Below are 18,094 nucleotides of genomic sequence, written 5' to 3'. Positions count from 1 at the left end.
CAACTTTTAACTTGTCGACCGAGGCGACTTTATTAATATATCATCCTTGTGATTGGAAGTCAACATATTTTTTGTTTTTTTCTTTAAGATCTATTAATTTTTTAGATCAATGCGATACTAGAACTTTTTATACGGCCTATATAAACAAAAAAGGAACACAATTGTGTCCCTTTATCATTGTAATTATTACTCTTCCTCAGATTGAACCTTTTCAGCTCCTGGGTTCACTTCGGCAGTATCCTGGTTTGTTGTTTCAACAGCTTGGTCTGTCTCAGTCTCAGAAGATTCTTCTTTTTCCACTTTAGCAACTGTTGCAACATATTCATTCTCATTTTCTTTAAGACTGATTAGTTTTACTCCTTGGGTGTTCCGGCCTAATTGTGAGATTCCTCCGACATCAATTCGGATCAGTACACCGCTGGTGGTAATTAGCATCAGATCATCCTCGCCAGTTACGGCCCTCATGGATACAAGGCTGCCGTTTTTCTTGGTAATAGAGCAGGTTTTGATTCCTTTCCCTCCTCTGCCTTGAACACGGTATTCAGAGGCAGGGGTGCGCTTGCCGTAGCCATTTTTCGTAACGATTAAAACATCATTATCTTCTTCCAATACTTCCATTCCGACCACTTCATCGCCCTCATCAAGCGTAATTCCCTTTACACCTGTAGCGGTTCGACCCATCGAACGAACATCGGTTTCCGGGAAACGAATTAACATGCCGTCTTTAGTACCGATAATAATATGTTTACTTCCATCCGTTAAACGAACAGAAATTAATTCATCGCCTTCACGCAAGTTTACAGCAATTAAACCATTATTACGGATATGAGCAAATGATGACAACGGCGAACGTTTGGAGATCCCTTCCTTTGTAGTAAAGAATAGATACCAATCATCAACAAATTCCTCAATCGGAATAATTGCATTTACCCATTCTCCTTTTTCAATGCCAAGAAGGTTAATGATCGGAATTCCTTTTGCCGTCCGGCTAAACTCTGGAATATCATAGCCTTTGGAACGATATACTTTCCCCTTATTAGTAAAGAAAAGAATTGTATCATGAGTTGAAGTTGTAATTAAATGCTCTACAAAATCATCTTCATTCGTACCCATACCTTGAATACCGCGGCCGCCGCGTTTTTGTGCCCGGTATGTCGAAACAGGCAGACGCTTAATATAGCCGTTATGTGTCAAGGTAATCACAATATTTTCGCGTGGAATTAAATCCTCATCTTCGATATTTTCAATCCCGCCGGCAGCGATTTCGGTGCGGCGTGTATCATTAAAGCGTTCTTTAATTTCCAGCAATTCTTCGCGAATAATCTCAAGAATCTTTTCTTCATCTGCCAGGATCGCCTTTAATTCTGCAATCAGCTTAACTAAACTTTGATATTCTTCCTCAATTTTTTCTCTTTCCAATCCGGTTAATCGTTGCAGGCGCATATCAAGAATGGCCTGGGCTTGTTTTTCAGAAAGGTTAAATTGCGTCATTAACCCTTCCCGGGCAATATCCGTTGTTTGCGAATTCCGGATTAACGTAATCACTTCGTCTAAATGATCAAGGGCAACACGTAATCCCTCTAAAATATGAGCTCGTGCTTCCGCTTTGCGCAGCTCGTATTCCGTACGGCGGCGGATGACTACTTTTTGGTGATCCAAATAATGGCTCAAACATTGCTTGAGACTTAATACTTTTGGATGACCATTTACAAGAGCCAGCATATTAATTCCGAAACTTGTTTGCAATGCTGTTAATTTATATAAATTATTTAACAGGACATTGGCATTGGCATCCTTACGAACCTCAATGACAATCCGCATCCCGCGTCGGTCTGATTCATCACGAAGATCCGTGATACCTTCAATTTTTTTATCCCGGGCCAATTCAGCAATTTTCTCAATTAATTTCGCTTTATTTACCTGATACGGTAACTCATGAACAATAATTGTTTCTTTGCCGTTGGATTTTTGTTCAATTCCTACTTTTGCTCTTATAGTGATTGACCCTCTGCCTGTTTCATAGGCTTTGCGGATGCCGCTGCGGCCAACAATAATGCCTCCGGTTGGAAAATCTGGTCCAGGAATAATTTCCATGAGTTCTTGTGTTGTTATGTCAGGGTCATGGCTGATCGCTAAAACAGCATCAATGGTTTCACCTAGCTGATGCGGAGGAATATTGGTTGCCATCCCGACAGCAATTCCTGTAGTTCCGTTCACTAAAAGGTTCGGGAACCGGGACGGTAAAACAACCGGTTCTTTTTCTTCACCATCATAGTTATCTTGATAATCAATCGTGTCTTTGTTAATATCTCTTAATAACTCCATGGAGATTTTCGACATTCTTGATTCCGTATACCGCATGGCTGCTGCTGAATCGCCGTCAACTGACCCAAAGTTTCCGTGGCCATCAACAAGTGGATAGCGGTAGTTGAAATCCTGGGCCATCCGGACCATTGTTTCGTATACTGCAGCGTCACCGTGCGGGTGATATTTACCAATGACATCACCGACAATGCGGGCCGATTTCTTATATGGTTTGTCTGCATGAATTCCAAGATCATGCATAGCATAAAGAATACGGCGATGAACTGGTTTCAACCCATCGCGTACATCCGGAAGGGCGCGGGAAACTATAACACTCATTGCATAGTCAAGAAACGATGACTTCATCTCTTGACTGATATTGACCTCTTTTATTTGAGGATTTGGAGTTTCAGCCATTTACTAGTACCTCCTCTATGGGTGTTAAACAATGCACGAAAATTTTTAAACACTATATATTGCTGATATAAAGAGAACCGGCCTTCTGAAATTATATTTTGCGTTTATTTAAAAAAGAAATGAGGATAGGGGACAGTCCTCTATCCTTGTATAATCTCATTCCTAAAGTATGGAACTTATTGGACAAAGGTTAACCTTTTCTTTCCCTAGACATCTAAGTTCCTTACATATTGAGCATTGGTTTCAATAAAATGGCGCCGAGGTTCGACTTTTTCACCCATTAACATTTCAAACGTTTCATCAGCCTCAATGGCATCCTCAAGGCTGACTTGTAGCATCGTTCTTGTCTCCGGGTCCATCGTCGTTTCCCATAATTGTTCGGGATTCATCTCTCCCAAACCTTTATAGCGCTGAATATTCGGTTTGGGCTGACTTGGCAACTCAGCAAATATCCGCTCAAGCTCTTTATCATTATAAGCATACTCTATTCGTTTACCTTGCTGCACTTTATATAAAGGCGGTTGGGCAATATAGACATAACCAACTTCCAAAATCTTTCTCATATATCGGTAAAAGAAAGTTAACAACAACGTCCGGATATGGGCGCCGTCAACATCAGCATCCGTCATAATAACGATTTTGTGATAGCGGGCTTTGGAAATATCAAAGTCCTCTCCTATCCCTGTGCCGATTGCGGTGATCATCGCTCTTACTTCATTGTTAGAAAGAATTTTGTCCAACCGAGCCTTTTCAACATTTAAGATTTTCCCTCTTAAAGGCAGGATGGCTTGGAAATGACGGTCACGTCCTTGTTTGGCCGAGCCGCCTGCTGAGTCCCCCTCAACAATATACAGTTCACATTCGGACGGGTCCTTTGATGAACAATCGGCTAATTTACCTGGCAGACTGGATACCTCCAAGGCGCTTTTGCGCCGTGTCAATTCACGAGCTTTCTTGGCAGCTAGTCTCGCCCTTGAAGCCATTAAGCCTTTCTCAACAATTTTTCTGGCAACCATGGGATTTTCTAAAAGGAATTTTTCAAAATGGGTTGAAAAAACTGTATCCGTAATTGCCCTGACTTCAGAGTTGCCCAACTTTGTCTTTGTCTGCCCTTCAAATTGCGGATCCGGGTGCTTAATTGAAATAATTGCCGTTAGTCCTTCCCGTACATCCTCACCCGATAAATTAGCATCATTTTCCTTAATGAGGCCATTTTTTCGAGCATAGTCGTTGATCACCCTAGTTAAAGCTGTTTTAAAGCCCGATTCATGTGTTCCGCCTTCATAAGTGTGAATATTATTCGCGAAGGAATAAATATTTTCTGTATAGCCCTCATTATACTGAAGTGCAACCTCTACGCTAATACCGTCTTTTTCTCCATCAATATAAATCGGTTCTTCATGAAGGACTTCTTTTGTCCGGTTTAAATGTTCAACATAGGATTTAATTCCGCCCTCATAGTGATATTCATTCCGCTTGTTTTCACCACGCTTGTCTTCAATCGTGATTTTGATATTGCGATTAAGAAACGCAAGTTCACGAATCCGGGTGGCCAGCGTATCATAATCATAAACTAATGTTTCTGTAAAAATCTCACTGTCTGGCTTAAAATGGGTTGTCGTTCCTGTTCTATCTGTAGTACCGATTATTTTTAAATCAGCAACTGGGACACCGCGTTCATATTTTTGATAGTAAATATGGCCACCCCTATGAACATATACTTCCAGTTCAGATGACAGGGCATTTACAACAGAGGCCCCTACTCCATGGAGACCGCCGGATACTTTATAGCCGCCACCGCCGAATTTCCCGCCGGCATGAAGAACGGTCATTATCACCTCAACAGCTGGTCTGCCCATCTTCTCATGTATGTCAACAGGAATTCCGCGTCCGTTATCTTTCACGGTTATACTATTATCTTCTTCAATCGTCACATTAATTTCGCTACAGTAGCCTGCCAAAGCTTCATCAATGCTGTTATCGACGATCTCCCAAACTAAATGGTGAAGGCCTTTGCTGCTGGTTGAACCAATATACATACCAGGTCGTTTTCTGACTGCCTCCAGTCCTTCAAGGACCTGGATTTGCTCAGCACCATAATTTGCCTCCACTTCTTTTTGTTCCATTGTCATGCTTACTCACCTGCACCTTCTAACAAAAAATATCTATATAATAAAAACCGACTGGTTAAAATTCCTGTATATTCATTGAACGTTTCTTTAATGTTCCTGAGGCAATAGGGGATAAATAAACGTTGTAATTCGTAATAATTATTGACTTATAGGGGTTTTTTGACAGATTGATGGCTTTTTCTCTGTGAAAAACTAAGAATTCTTTCACCAGGTCTGACTTTTCCTCACTTTTTTTATCCAAAATGGCAATAATATCTTTGGCCCTGATATTGTAATCTTCCCCAATATGAATATACATGGCCCACCTCAATTGATGTTTTTGATCACACCTGATTTGACCGCAAATGTTGAGGCTTCTTTTAATGTTTGATGATCTATTCCTTCGACACTTGTGGTGGTTACAAAAGTTTGAACCTTACCTTTGATGGTATTTAATAAATGAGATTGGCGATAATCATCTAATTCTGATAACACATCGTCTAACAGTAAAATGGGGTATTCACCAATTTCAGCATCTATTAATTCAATTTCCGCCAGTTTAACAGATAGCGCTGTTGTCCGCTGCTGGCCTTGTGAGCCGAATGTTTGCACATCTCTGTTATTTACACGAAAATGTAAGTCGTCTCGATGGGGGCCAAACATAGTCGTTCCCCGTTCGATTTCCCGCTCCCTTACTTTCCCGAACTTTTCTTCGAAACATGTTACCATTTTCGACAATTCTTGGTCATCTAATACCTCAACAGAAGGTTTATAGTGAATTTCAAGCTGTTCAAGTCCTCTTGAAATCGAATGATGGATCGGTTTTGCCCAATTCTCCAAAACCTTCAAAAATTCAAATCGCTTCTGGACAATTTTGACAGCTATCTGAATAAACTGCTCTGTTAAAATTTCAAGCATTGTTTGATCTGTCTGTTTTTTGATTTGTAACATTTTTAAGTAATGATTGCGCTGCTGAAGTATTTTTTGATATTGACTCATATCATGTAAATAAACAGGGGATATTTGTCCGATTTCCATATCAATAAACCGTCTGCGTACTTGCGGGCTCCCTTTAACTAAGTTAAGGTCTTCTGGCGCAAACATAACAACATTTAAATTTCCGACATATTGACTTAATTTCTGCTGCTCAATATGATTGTATTTTGCTTTTTTGCCCTTTTTTGAAATGATTAATTGCAAGGGTAATGAGCTGTGCTGTTTTTGCACTCTCCCCTCTATTTTAGCATAATCTTGATCCCAGCGAATAAGTTCTTTATCATTTGACGTTCGGTGTGATTTTGCCATTGCTAAAACATAAATGGATTCCATGACATTTGTTTTTCCCTGGGCGTTTTCACCTAAGATAACATTTACTTTATTTTCAAATTCAATAAATAATTGCTCATAATTGCGATAGTTAGTTAATGATAAAGTTTCAATATACATGGAACGCACCCTTACGATTCGCTTATGACAAACTCCCCAAAGCCGGCAATTTCTACTTTATCCCCAATGTGAAGCTTTCTGCCTCTTCTTTGGTCTTGTTCACCATTGACCCATACTTCATGTTCACTTAAAAACCACTTGGCCATGCCGCCAGTTTGAATAACATCTGCTAATTTCAAAAATTGTCCTAGAGTAATAAATTCTGTATCCAGCTTGACTTTTTTTGGCATGTTATCACCTTCATTCCAAAAATAGACTCAATACTTTATTTTACTAAAAAAAATAAAAAAGCGAAAGTTTCATTCAGACAATGAAAAGAAAGCCACCAAATGAAGGTGGCAAAATAGAAAAGCTTAATGCTTCCGCTTAGCGGCTTGTGACCTCGAGCCGCTGGCGCCTCCGCCTAAAAGCTATCGCTTTTAGACGTGCGATGCTGATGCTGTCGAAGCTTTCCTTATGGAGCTGGACAATTCTCAAAGTCCAAATTCTTTCTTATCTTTTTAAAAAGTCCTTACTGGAAGAATTAACTGCAAAATAGTTTCATCATGGAGAGGGCGAATGACAAATGGGCGCATTGCTCCGGTAAAGCTGATTTTAATCTCTGTTCCTTCAAGGGCTTTGAGAGCATCCATCATATATTTAGCGCTGAATGAAATTTTCAATTCTTCCCCTTCAATCATTTGGCTTTGAATTTCTTCGACTACTTTCCCAATCTCTGGAGAATTGGAGGAAATTTCTATTATGCCGTCCTCATTTGCTGCTAGTTTTACCACGTTATTACGTCCTTCTCTCGCAAGGAGAGATGCACGGTCAATTGCCTGTAAGAATTCTTTCGTATTTAGAATTAAATTAGTTTTACTGTCTGCTGGAATTAATCTTGATGTATCAGGATAATTTCCTTCTAGTAATCTTGAGAAAAATAATAAATGCTTCGCTTTAAACAAAATTTGATTCTCAGTTATCACAATTTCAATCTGACCATTGGAGTCATCAATAATTTTACTCAATTCACTCAAACTTTTCCCTGGAATAACGATATTATAAGTTTCATTATTTTCAGCTTCAATTTTTGCATTTCTTAGTGCAAGTCGATGACTGTCGGTGGCAATACAGGTCAGTTCCCCATTTTCAATTCTCCAGTTGACACCTGTCAAGATAGGGCGTGTTTCAGAAGTAGATACAGCAAAATGGGTTTGGCGGATCATTGCTTTTAATAGATCCGTTGCGATATAAAATTTGTTATTTTCTTCAATTTGTGGCAGACGCGGATATTCTTCTGCATCAAGGCCAAGTAAATTAAATTCTGACTTTCCTGAACGGATGACAGTTTGAAGTGAACCTAATACCTCAATTTCTACAAAATCAGTTGGAAGTTTTCTGATGATTTCACTAAAAAACCTCGCTTGAAGGACGATAGCACCTGTTTGTTTGATTTCAACAATCTCATTGCCGTCTTCCTCTTTTGGGATAAATGATTCAATGGAAATATCTGAATCACTTCCTGTTAAAGTAACCCCATCGATTGCAGCTGTAATTTTAATACCTGTTAAGATCGGAATTGTAGTTCTTGATGATACGGCCTTCATTACATCTTGAACACTTTGGACCAAATAGTCACGCTGGATGATAAATTTCATTATTTAATCCCCCGTTATGCATAATTTTTTAACTACTGAATATAATATTTTTTTATAAAAAAAATCGTAGAAGTACTAGTAGGACTTGTTAACATGTGGATAACTAATTTTAACAACGGAAACACAGTCTATCCACATGTGGATAGACTGTGTATAGACTATCAAAAGTTATGCACAATATTAGACCTTTAGCAGTTCATTCAGTTCCTTGATTTGTTTCTGCAGTTGGGAGTCAGTCTGAAGAAGCTTTGAAATTTTTTCATGGGCATGAATGACGGTTGTATGATCACGGCCGCCAAATTCTTCACCTATTTTAGGCAAAGAATAATCGGTTAACTCACGCGATAAATACATGGCAATCTGCCTCGGAAAAGCGACAGATTTTGTTCGTTTTTTCGCTTTAAAGTCCTCCAGTTTCACATTAAATTGTTCCCCGACTGCTTTTTGAATATCATGGATTGTAATCACCTTTGGCTTTGAACTAGGAATGATATCTTTTAAAGCTTCAGCTGCCAAATCCGCATTGATATCTTTATTAATTAATGATGAATAAGCGACTACACGGATAAGCGCTCCTTCAAGCTCGCGGATGTTGGAATCAATTTGATTGGCAATATAAAGCATTACTTCATTTGGAATGTCTAAACCGTCTGCCTTAGCCTTCTTTCTTAAGATTGCAATTCTTGTTTCCAAATCCGGTGGCGTAATGTCCGTTATCAATCCCCATTCAAATCGTGATCGTAAACGGTCCTCCAGAGTCGGAATTTCCCTTGGCGGCCGGTCACTGGAAATGACAATTTGCTTGCTGTCTTCATGTAATGCATTAAACGTATGGAAAAATTCTTCTTGTGTTGATTCTTTTCCGGCCAAAAATTGAATATCATCAATTAGCAGCACATCGACATTTCGATATTTATTGCGGAAATTCTCCGCTTTATTGTCGCGAATCGAGTTAATAAATTCATTCGTAAATTTTTCTGAAGATAAATAAACGACCTTTGCAGTTGGATTATGTTCCAGCACATAGTGTCCGATGGCATGCATTAAGTGGGTTTTCCCAAGACCGACGCCTCCGTAAATAAACAATGGATTATAGGCTTTTGCCGGGGCTTCTGCGACTGCCAAGGAAGCGGCATGTGCAAAGCGGTTGCCGGAGCCGATAACAAACGTATCAAATGTATACTTTGGAATTAATACACTTTGAGGAAAATCAGTGTGCTCATCGTCTTTTTTTACCTTCTTAGGCGGTGCCGGGAGCTCAATATCCTCATCTTTTTGGTTTTGAGGAATGATAAATTTGACCGTCAGTTCCTCTCCGGTTATTTCGTATAGTACTTCAGAAATGTGTTGAGAATAGCGTTCTTCGAGCCAATCGCGGGCAAATTCATTAGGTGCTGTTATGACAAGCAGGTCGCCTTGAAGGGTATGGGCCTTTGTGGATTTAAGCCATGTCTCAAAGCTCGGCTTACTTATCTTCTTCTCCATTTCGGCTAGAGCTGCTTGCCAAAGATCAGCAATGTTTTCCAACTAATTTCCCTCCTCACTAGAAATGCGCAAGGCGCCTGCTTAGCTGCGACAAGCACAAGACAAACCGACGAGAAGGCAGTTATTTAACCTTCTGACAGATTGGCTTGTGACTTCGAGCCGCTGGCGCCTGGAGCTGGACAATTTTTGAATATTTCTTGTCTATAACTCTAAATTGTCATTTATGATCCAATCTAAAAAGACTTAATTCAGCTTTAAATAGCTGTATTATAACAGATAGGGACCTATAAATTTATAAATATACAAAACAAGGAATGTGGATATTTATATAATAAGGAAAAAAAGTGGAGTTTCGACAATATCCACCTCTTGTGGACAAGTTTTTACAGAAATTCAGAATGATGTGTCCACAGCTTATCCACATTTTGTGGATAACATCATATGTGAACAAAATTATTCAGAGTGAAAACACAAATATAATATCAAATAATAGCAAGGTGTGCAATGGTTTTTCGAACCTTATCCACAACCTGATGTACTTGTGAATAAAAATTGTCCACAGATAGATAATTTGTGAAAAACCTGTCAATATCTTGTGTGGATAGCGAAAAAAATGTCGTTTTTTATCCACAACGAAAATGTTCTGGTTATTAAAGCAACTAGGCAATAAAAAAATGGAAATAGCGTGCAATTATTGGGGAGTGGTTGACAATCTTGGCAATACATCTTTATAATAAGTAAGACTGTCATTTTGCTTTGAGAGCTATCCTTTTAGGGAGGTGTCATATAATGAAAAGAACATATCAACCGAATAAACGTAAACACAGCAAAGTTCATGGATTCCGAAGCCGGATGAGCACAAGCAATGGACGTAAAGTTCTCGCTCGCCGCCGCCGCAAAGGAAGAAAAGTATTATCAGCTTAGACCACTGAAACGTCTCAGTGGTCTTTTTTATAAGAAGTGTAATCTCATAAGTATAAAATAAAGCTGTTTAACTGAAGGTGTTTTGATGAAAAAAGAACTGCGGATCAAAAAGAATAAAGACTTTCAGGCAGTATTTCAGAAGGGGCGGTCGTTTGCCAACCGGCAATTTGTCGTCTATTCACTGAAGAAGGACGACCAGGATTTCTTCCGAATCGGTTTATCTGTCAGCAAAAAGCTCGGGAATGCTGTGACCAGGAATCGAATCAAACGATATATTAGACAGGCCATTTTTGAATTGAAAGATCAGCTCACTTCAAGCCATGATTATGTAATTATCGCTAGAAAACCGTCAGCTGAAATGGATTTTTTTGAAGTAAAAAAAAGCTTGAGTCATGTCCTTAAAGTAGGAAAGGTCTTAAAGAATTTGTAACTGGAAATAATATTTATTGGTTTAGTAAAAAATGGTGAAGGATAGAGACAAGATTTATTACTAAGTGTTAAAATACAATGAGAAAACAATAGAGATTTATACATAAAAAGTTTCACGATATTTTAAGAGGAGGAAGTGTTTGGTTGAAAAAACGAATATTACTGGTAGTCGGTATTTTTTCATTACTTTTTTTACTTGCAGGATGCAGTGAAATCAAGCAGCCGATAACACCGGAAAGCAAAGGGATTTGGAATCACTATATCGTTTACCCATTATCCTGGCTGATTAAGGAAACTGCACACTTGCTTGGCGGAAATTATGGCTGGGCGATTATTATTGTGACTATTATTGTTCGTCTCGCAATTTTACCGCTGATGATCAAGCAGACAAAAAGTTCAAAGGCCATGCAGGCATTACAGCCGGAGCTTACTGCCTTACGGCAAAAATATAGTTCAAAGGATCAAAAAACTCAGCAACTGTTACAGCAAGAAACAATGGCATTGTTTCAAAAGCATGGTGTGAACCCGATGGCCGGCTGTTTTCCACTAATTATTCAAATGCCTATTTTAATCGGTTTCTATCATGCAATTTCCCGAACAAGAGAGATTGCTCAAGGTTCTTTCTTATGGTTTGATCTGGGTGAAAAGGACCCATATTACATTTTACCAATTGTTGCAGGAATCACGACATTTATCCAGCAAAAGATGATGATGGCCGGTACGGCAAACCAAAATCCGCAGATGGCAATGATGGTATGGATGATGCCGATCATGATCGTTATTTTTGCCTTTAACTTCCCGTCGGCTCTTTCACTTTATTGGGTTGTCGGAAATATTTTTATGATTGTGCAAACCTATTTTATTAAAGGTCCGGAATTGAAGGCACAAGCCGCCGGCACTTCGGGAGGAGCGAAAAAGTGAAACAGGTGACTGCTACAGGACAAACTGTCGAAGAAGCAGTAGAATCGGCTTTAGCTCAATTGCAAACAACGAAAGACCGTACAAATGTTGACATTATTGACGAAGGAAAAAAGGGAATCTTCGGTATTTTTGGCTCTCGCCCGGCTGTTGTAAAAGTAACAGTCAAAATAGACCCAATCGAAGAAGCAAGAACATTTCTCAAACATGTGAGTGAACAAATGGGTGCACCAATAGAAACTGAAGTGTATCGTGATGGCAAGCAGGTCCGGTTTGTTTTAACCGGCGAAAAAATAGCTTTATTAATTGGGAAACGGGGCCAGACTCTAAATTCCCTTCAATATTTGACACAGCTGGTGATTAACCGCCACTCTGATCAGTATTTGACAGTATTTTTGGATGCCGAGGATTACAGGAACAAGAGAAGTGAAACCCTGATTCAATTAGCACATCGCCTTGCCCAAAAGGCAATTAAGACAGGGAAAGATGTTGCATTAGAACCAATGCCTTCTTATGAGCGGAAAATCATTCATACCGCTTTGTCAGAAGAAAAAGAAGTAAAAACAAGTTCGGATGGAACCGAGCCGCATCGTTATGTGGTCATATCGCCAATTCGGAAAAAAATATAAAACATCCTATCGATTTGATAGGGTGTTTTTTTATACGAAAAAACACCTTGTTAGCAACTAATTGCAGCAATTTTGTTTTATTGTTATTCACATGTGGATAAGTTAAAATAATACAAAGATATTTTTAGACTGTGGATAACATGGTATACTAATAATTTGAGTAAAAAATCATTGGCCATTTAAGATAGATCGTTAGTACAGTGAGGTGACAAGAAGTGGATTATGATACGATTGCGGCGATTTCAACTCCAATGGGGGAAGGTGCGATCGCGATAGTCCGTTTAAGCGGAGAGGAAGCGATCTCGATTGCAGATCAACTGTTTCGTGGAATTGGTGGAAAAAAGCTGGCGGATCAAAGCTCCCATACAATTCATTATGGTCATTTAGTTGATCCGGCTAGCGGGCAGACAGCCGAAGAGGTAATGGTCTCGGTCATGAAGGGGCCAAAAACCTTTACCAAAGAAGATGTAGTGGAAATTAATTGTCACGGGGGAATTGTTTCTGTTAATCGGGTGTTGCAACTGGTATTAAAACAAGGGGCAAGGCTTGCAGAACCGGGTGAATTTACAAAGAGGGCTTTTTTAAATGGACGGATTGATTTATCACAGGCGGAAGCAGTAATGGATTTAATCAGGGCCAAATCTGATAAGGCAATGAATATTGCTCTTGGCCAGATGGAGGGACGGCTGTCTAAGCTGATTCGCCGTTTGCGCCAGGAAATTTTGGAGGTACTGGCTCATGTGGAGGTAAATATCGATTATCCGGAATATGACGATGTAGAAGAAATGACTCATAAGATGATGGAGGAAAAAGCTCGCTTTATAAGAGAGGAAATTAAGAAACTGCTGCAAACCTCCCAGCAGGGGAAAATTCTCCGAGAAGGCCTTTCTACTGCAATTGTCGGCAGACCGAATGTCGGTAAATCATCATTATTAAATATCTTGGCTCAGGAAAACAAAGCTATTGTTACGGACATACCGGGAACAACGCGCGATGTAATTGAAGAATATGTTAATGTTCGCGGTGTGCCGCTTAGGCTTTTGGATACAGCGGGAATCAGGGAAACAGAAGATATCGTTGAGCAAATAGGGGTAGAGCGGTCCCGCCAGGTGTTAAAGCAGGCTGATTTAATTTTGCTTGTCCTGAATTATTCAGACCAATTGACAAAAGAGGACGAAGCACTATTTGAAGCAGTAAAAGGCATGGAAACGATCGTAATTGTCAATAAAACAGATCTCCCGCAGCAAATTGACTTAGAACGGGTAAAGGAATTGGCAAAAAACCATAAACTCGTAACAACTTCATTATTGGAAGATCGCGGGGTTGATGAACTGGAAGAAGCAATTGCGTCTTTATTCTTTACGGGTTCGATTGAAGCGAAAGATGTCACATATGTGTCTAACAGCCGTCATATCGCCCTGCTGAACCAAGCATTAAAAGCGATAGAGGATGTTATGATAGGTGTAGAATCAGACACGCCGATCGATATCGTTCAAATTGATTTGACAAGAACTTGGGAATTCCTTGGGGAAATCATCGGCGACAGCGTTCATGAAAGTCTCATAGACCAATTATTCTCACAGTTCTGTTTAGGAAAATAGACACGGAAGTCATGGTTTAAAAAGTGCAGTTATACGAAATTCAAAGAAGTTTTTCCGTTTGTTACGGAAAGGAGGAACCATTATATGACATATGAAGCAGGAAATTACGATGTGATTGTCGTCGGCGCTGGCCATGCAGGCTGTGAGGCGGGCTTAGCTTCGGCGCGTCTTGGAGCGAAAACATTAATGGTGACCATTAATCTTGATATGGTGGCCTTTATGCCGTGCAACCCTTCTGTCGGTGGACCTGCCAAAGGGATTGTCGTCCGGGAAATTGATGCACTAGGCGGAGAAATGGCAAAAAATATCGATAAAACGTATATTCAAATGAGAATGCTGAATACGGGTAAAGGGCCGGCTGTCAGGGCACTGAGGGCACAGGCCGATAAATTTGCCTATCAGCATGAAATGAAGAAAACGCTCGAAGAAGAGCCAAACTTGACGTTAATTCAAGGTATGGTAGAAAGATTAATTGTCGAAGATGGGGTATGCTGCGGTGTCATTACAAAGACAGGTGCTGTATACCGCTCCAAAACCGTCGTGATCACAACAGGGACATTCTTGCGCGGCGAGATTATCATTGGAGAATTGAAATATTCCAGCGGTCCGAATAACCAGCAGCCATCTATTAAGCTGTCAGAACATTTGGAGGAGCTTGGGTTTGAACTTGTCCGTTTTAAGACAGGAACACCGCCTAGGGTGAACAGCAATACGATTGACTACAGCAAGACAGAGATTCAGCCTGGTGATGAAATCCCGCGGGCGTTTTCTTATGAAACCACGAAATTTATAACCGACCAACTGCCTTGCTGGCTGACCTACACAAACGAACATACACATGAGATTATTGATGCGAATCTGTATCGCTCTCCAATGTATTCTGGAATGATTAAAGGCACAGGGCCGCGCTACTGTCCATCGATTGAAGATAAGGTAGTCCGGTTTAATGATAAGCCGCGCCACCAAATTTTTCTGGAGCCGGAAGGAAGAAATACAAAAGAAGTCTATGTTCAAGGATTGTCAACAAGCCTGCCGGAAGATGTTCAAAAGCAAATTTTAAAAACTGTTCCCGGCCTTGAGAAGGCAGAAATGATGCGAGCGGGATATGCGATTGAATACGATGCCATTGTCCCTACACAACTATGGCCGACATTAGAGACAAAGGTTGTAAAAAACCTTTATACCGCTGGGCAAATCAACGGGACATCCGGCTATGAAGAAGCTGCAGGTCAAGGACTGATGGCCGGAATCAATGCAGGTTTAAGGGCGCTTGGACGCGAAGAGTTAGTCTTGAGCCGCTCCGACGCATATATCGGGGTGCTAATTGATGACTTAGTAACGAAGGGAACGAATGAACCGTATCGTCTGTTGACCTCAAGAGCGGAATACCGTTTGCTGCTTCGTCATGATAATGCGGACTTAAGATTAACCGAAATTGGCTATAAAATTGGCCTTATTCGTGATGAACGCTATCAAAAATATGTAGCTAAAAAGAACGCCATTGAAGAAGAAAAGGAAAGATTAAGGTCAACTATCTTAAAACCAAATACAGAAGTTCAGGAATTAATCAGGAGCATTGGCGGCAGTGAACTAAAAGATGGAATCCGTGCTTCCGATTTATTAAAGCGGCCCGAAATGACTTATGAACTGCTTGAAACCTTAACAAAACCGGAACATCCATTAGATGATGAAGTGAAAGAACAAGTAGAAATTCAAATCAAATATGAAGGCTATATTGAAAAATCCTTGCAGCAAGTGGAGCGTTTAAAGAAAATGGAGGATAAAAAAATCCCAGAAAACATTGACTATAACGCTATTACTGGATTAGCGACGGAAGCAAGACAAAAATTAAATAAAATCAGGCCGTTATCACTTGCCCAAGCATCACGCATTTCCGGAGTAAATCCCGCCGATATTTCGATTCTGCTTGTCTACTTGGAACATGGACGGATTGCCAAAGTCTCAAATGATTAGGTTAGTGAGGAAAGAAAATGAATGTTGAACAATTTGCCGCAAGTTTAAATGAAAAGGGGATTGCACTGACTGACCGGCAGTTGGAGCAGTTTGACATCTATTATGAAACACTTGTTGAGTGGAATGAGAAGATGAACCTGACAGCGATTACCGAAAAATCAGAGGTTTATTTAAAACATTTTTATGATTCCATTTCAGCAGCATTTTACTTTGACTTTACCGGATCCCTAAGGCTTTGCGATGTCGGTGCCGGTGCCGGCTTTCCGAGCATTCCGTTAAAAATTGTATATCCGCATTTGCAAGTGACGATTGTAGATTCACTGAATAAGCGGATTTCTTTTTTACAGCATCTTGCGAATATGTTAAACCTTGAAAATATCCAATTTGTTCATGATCGTGCAGAGACCTTTGGCGTAAATACTATTTTCCGGGAAAAGTTCGATGTTGTAACAGCAAGGGCAGTGGCCCGAATGTCAGTGCTAAGTGAGTTATGCCTGCCGCTTGCCAAAGTAGGAGGGCACTTTATCGCATTAAAGGCATTACATGCCAAAGAGGAATTAAAAACGGCACAAAAAGCAATTACGACTCTCGGAGGCAAAGTAGAAGAAATGTTTACTTTTACATTGCCGGTTGAGGAAAGTGAGCGGAATATTATCATTATTAAAAAGGAAAAGCAAACACCGAAAAAATACCCAAGGAAACCGGGAACCCCGGCAAAAATGCCAATTGAATAAGTAGGAAACTCTTTTCTTCATACAGTAAAGTAAATTTTGTCTTCGAGAATTGTTCAGCGCAAGCAGCCTAGCCCCTCGGGACAAAAACCAGACTTTTAGGGCTAAAGAACGCTGAGCAAGGCGCTTGCGCTTTTCTTAAAAGATAAGAAAGTATAAATTTGACTTCGAGAATTGTCTAGCTCCAGGCGCCAGCGGCTCGAGGTCACAAGCCGATCCGTCAAGAAGGCTAAAAAGCAGCCTTCTCGCCGGCTCGTCTTGTGCTTGTCGCCGCTAGGCGGGCGCCTTGCGCTTTTCTTAGTACTGACAATTCTTCAGCAAAAATGGTATCCTAGGCAGGAAGAATCAATTTATGCAGAGAATTATGTAATAGGGAGTTTCATAAAGGTGGTGTTGGGGATGAAAAATTCATTTACACGCTTTTTTGGTCTTGGTGATAAAGGACAGACACTTGAGCTCGAAAAAGAATTAACAGCTGAGAAGCATGATGAAATAAAAAAAGTACTGATTGATCAAATCATTCCTAACCGTTTTCAGCCGCGGACGGTATTTGATGAAGAGAAGATTGAGGAATTGTCAAGAACGATTCATATACATGGTATTATCCAGCCGATCGTAGTCCGGGAGTTTGCTCCTGGCAAATATGAAATTATTGCGGGTGAACGGCGCTGGCGGGCGATGAAAAAACTGGGCTGGACAGAGGCTCCAGCCATTATTAAGAATTTATCTGATGCGGAAACAGCATCTGTTGCCCTTATAGAGAACCTGCAGAGGGAAGAATTGTCGCCCATTGAAGAAGCAATTGCTTACGGGAAGCTGCTTGAATTGCATAATTTAACACAGGAAGCACTTGCCCAGCGCCTTGGGAAAGGGCAGTCTACTGTTGCCAACAAACTGCGGCTCTTAAAATTACCGCAGCCCGTCCAGGATGCATTGTTAAATAAAACGATTACCGAGCGTCATGCCCGTTCACTCATTCCGTTAAAAGATCCGGAGAAACAGATTGCTGTTCTAGGAGAAATTATTGAGAAAAATTTAAATGTGAAGCAGACCGAGGAGCGGGTTGTCCGACTATTAGAACAAAAAAATGTAAAGCCAAAACCAAAACGAAAAGCCTTCAGTAAAGATATGAGAATTGCCGTCAATACCATCCGCCAATCACTTAGTATGGTAACAGATAGTGGGATTACCCTTGATGCTGAGGAAGAAGAATTTGATGATTATTACCAATTCACAATCCGTATTCCAAAGAAAAAATAAATGAAGTAAATGAGGACTAAACAAAATCATTGTTTGGTCCTCATTTTTATATAACTGGGAACATCCCCTTCACCTGTCTATTGGATTATTTTTTTTAAAAAAACTACATCGAATAAAATTCGTGTTAAAATAAAGAAATGGAATTTCTCTATCTAAATCTAGGGTAAGTGAATCATTAATTTGATAGAATAAAAAAGTAAGACAATTGTAGAAATTAAGGGTAGGTGA

At 40.1% G+C, this 18,094-nt stretch carries 15 protein-coding genes; 8 read left to right on the top strand and 7 right to left on the bottom strand.

The window, feature by feature from the left end:
- Positions 1 to 186 precede the first annotated feature (186 nt).
- From gyrA to dnaA, 7 genes are all read right to left on the bottom strand, one after another.
- Positions 187 to 2,721: a DNA gyrase subunit A gene (gyrA, locus tag BFU02S_RS02815; protein WP_066366253.1), complete on the bottom strand. Its 2,535-nt coding sequence runs from the start codon at positions 2,719 to 2,721 to the stop codon at positions 187 to 189.
- Positions 2,722 to 2,927: 206 nt separating this feature from the next.
- Positions 2,928 to 4,853: a DNA topoisomerase (ATP-hydrolyzing) subunit B gene (gene gyrB, locus BFU02S_RS02810; RefSeq protein WP_157075840.1), complete on the bottom strand. Its 1,926-nt coding sequence runs from the start codon at positions 4,851 to 4,853 to the stop codon at positions 2,928 to 2,930.
- 55 nt (positions 4,854 to 4,908) lie between these two features.
- On the bottom strand, positions 4,909 to 5,151 hold the full coding sequence (gene remB / locus BFU02S_RS02805; protein WP_066366251.1) for an extracellular matrix regulator RemB: 243 nt from the start codon (positions 5,149 to 5,151) through the stop codon (positions 4,909 to 4,911).
- 8 nt (positions 5,152 to 5,159) lie between these two features.
- The gene (recF, locus tag BFU02S_RS02800) at positions 5,160 to 6,278 is read right to left on the bottom strand and encodes a DNA replication/repair protein RecF (RefSeq protein ID WP_066366249.1); all 1,119 of its coding nucleotides are present in this window, start codon (positions 6,276 to 6,278) and stop codon (positions 5,160 to 5,162) included.
- 11 nt (positions 6,279 to 6,289) lie between these two features.
- Positions 6,290 to 6,508 (bottom strand): ribosome maturation protein RlbA, encoded by a 219-nt coding sequence (gene rlbA / locus BFU02S_RS02795; RefSeq protein WP_066366247.1) that lies wholly within the window; start codon positions 6,506 to 6,508, stop codon positions 6,290 to 6,292.
- A 270-nt stretch (positions 6,509 to 6,778) separates the two neighbouring features.
- Positions 6,779 to 7,915 (bottom strand): DNA polymerase III subunit beta, encoded by a 1,137-nt coding sequence (dnaN, locus tag BFU02S_RS02790; protein WP_066366244.1) that lies wholly within the window; start codon positions 7,913 to 7,915, stop codon positions 6,779 to 6,781.
- Positions 7,916 to 8,095: 180 nt separating this feature from the next.
- Positions 8,096 to 9,442 carry a chromosomal replication initiator protein DnaA gene (gene dnaA / locus BFU02S_RS02785; protein ID WP_066366242.1) on the bottom strand — a complete coding sequence of 449 codons (1,347 nt, stop codon included), beginning with the start codon at positions 9,440 to 9,442 and terminating at the stop codon, positions 8,096 to 8,098.
- A gap of 747 nt (positions 9,443 to 10,189) precedes the next feature.
- Between dnaA and rpmH the strand changes: the two genes are divergently transcribed.
- From rpmH to noc, 8 genes are all read left to right on the top strand, one after another.
- A complete protein-coding gene (rpmH, locus tag BFU02S_RS02780) occupies positions 10,190 to 10,324 on the top strand; it encodes a 50S ribosomal protein L34 (RefSeq protein ID WP_042354587.1) in 135 nt (44 codons plus the stop codon).
- Between the two features lie 85 nt (positions 10,325 to 10,409).
- Complete coding sequence (rnpA, locus tag BFU02S_RS02775) at positions 10,410 to 10,754, top strand: ribonuclease P protein component (protein ID WP_066366239.1); 345 nt, start codon at positions 10,410 to 10,412, stop codon at positions 10,752 to 10,754.
- Between the two features lie 143 nt (positions 10,755 to 10,897).
- Positions 10,898 to 11,674 carry a YidC family membrane integrase SpoIIIJ gene (gene spoIIIJ, locus BFU02S_RS02770; RefSeq protein WP_066366236.1) on the top strand — a complete coding sequence of 259 codons (777 nt, stop codon included), beginning with the start codon at positions 10,898 to 10,900 and terminating at the stop codon, positions 11,672 to 11,674.
- A complete protein-coding gene (gene jag, locus BFU02S_RS02765) occupies positions 11,671 to 12,300 on the top strand; it encodes an RNA-binding cell elongation regulator Jag/EloR (protein ID WP_066366234.1) in 630 nt (209 codons plus the stop codon). Before spoIIIJ ends, jag begins: the two co-directional genes overlap by 4 nt.
- Positions 12,301 to 12,515: 215 nt before the next feature.
- Positions 12,516 to 13,901: a tRNA uridine-5-carboxymethylaminomethyl(34) synthesis GTPase MnmE gene (gene mnmE, locus BFU02S_RS02760; RefSeq protein ID WP_066366232.1), complete on the top strand. Its 1,386-nt coding sequence runs from the start codon at positions 12,516 to 12,518 to the stop codon at positions 13,899 to 13,901.
- An 84-nt stretch (positions 13,902 to 13,985) separates the two neighbouring features.
- Positions 13,986 to 15,875 (top strand): tRNA uridine-5-carboxymethylaminomethyl(34) synthesis enzyme MnmG, encoded by a 1,890-nt coding sequence (gene mnmG / locus BFU02S_RS02755; RefSeq protein ID WP_066366231.1) that lies wholly within the window; start codon positions 13,986 to 13,988, stop codon positions 15,873 to 15,875.
- A 17-nt stretch (positions 15,876 to 15,892) separates the two neighbouring features.
- Positions 15,893 to 16,609 carry a 16S rRNA (guanine(527)-N(7))-methyltransferase RsmG gene (gene rsmG / locus BFU02S_RS02750; RefSeq protein ID WP_066366229.1) on the top strand — a complete coding sequence of 239 codons (717 nt, stop codon included), beginning with the start codon at positions 15,893 to 15,895 and terminating at the stop codon, positions 16,607 to 16,609.
- A 396-nt stretch (positions 16,610 to 17,005) separates the two neighbouring features.
- Complete coding sequence (gene noc, locus BFU02S_RS02745; protein WP_066366227.1) at positions 17,006 to 17,866, top strand: nucleoid occlusion protein; 861 nt, start codon at positions 17,006 to 17,008, stop codon at positions 17,864 to 17,866.
- Positions 17,867 to 18,094: the final 228 nt, after the last annotated feature.

Source organism: Neobacillus fumarioli NBRC 102428 (assembly GCF_001591485.1).
Classification (GTDB): domain Bacteria; phylum Bacillota; class Bacilli; order Bacillales; family Cytobacillaceae; genus Neobacillus; species Neobacillus fumarioli.
The sequence above is the reverse complement of the archived record's forward strand: the minus strand, read 5'-3'. Positions and strand labels throughout refer to the sequence as shown.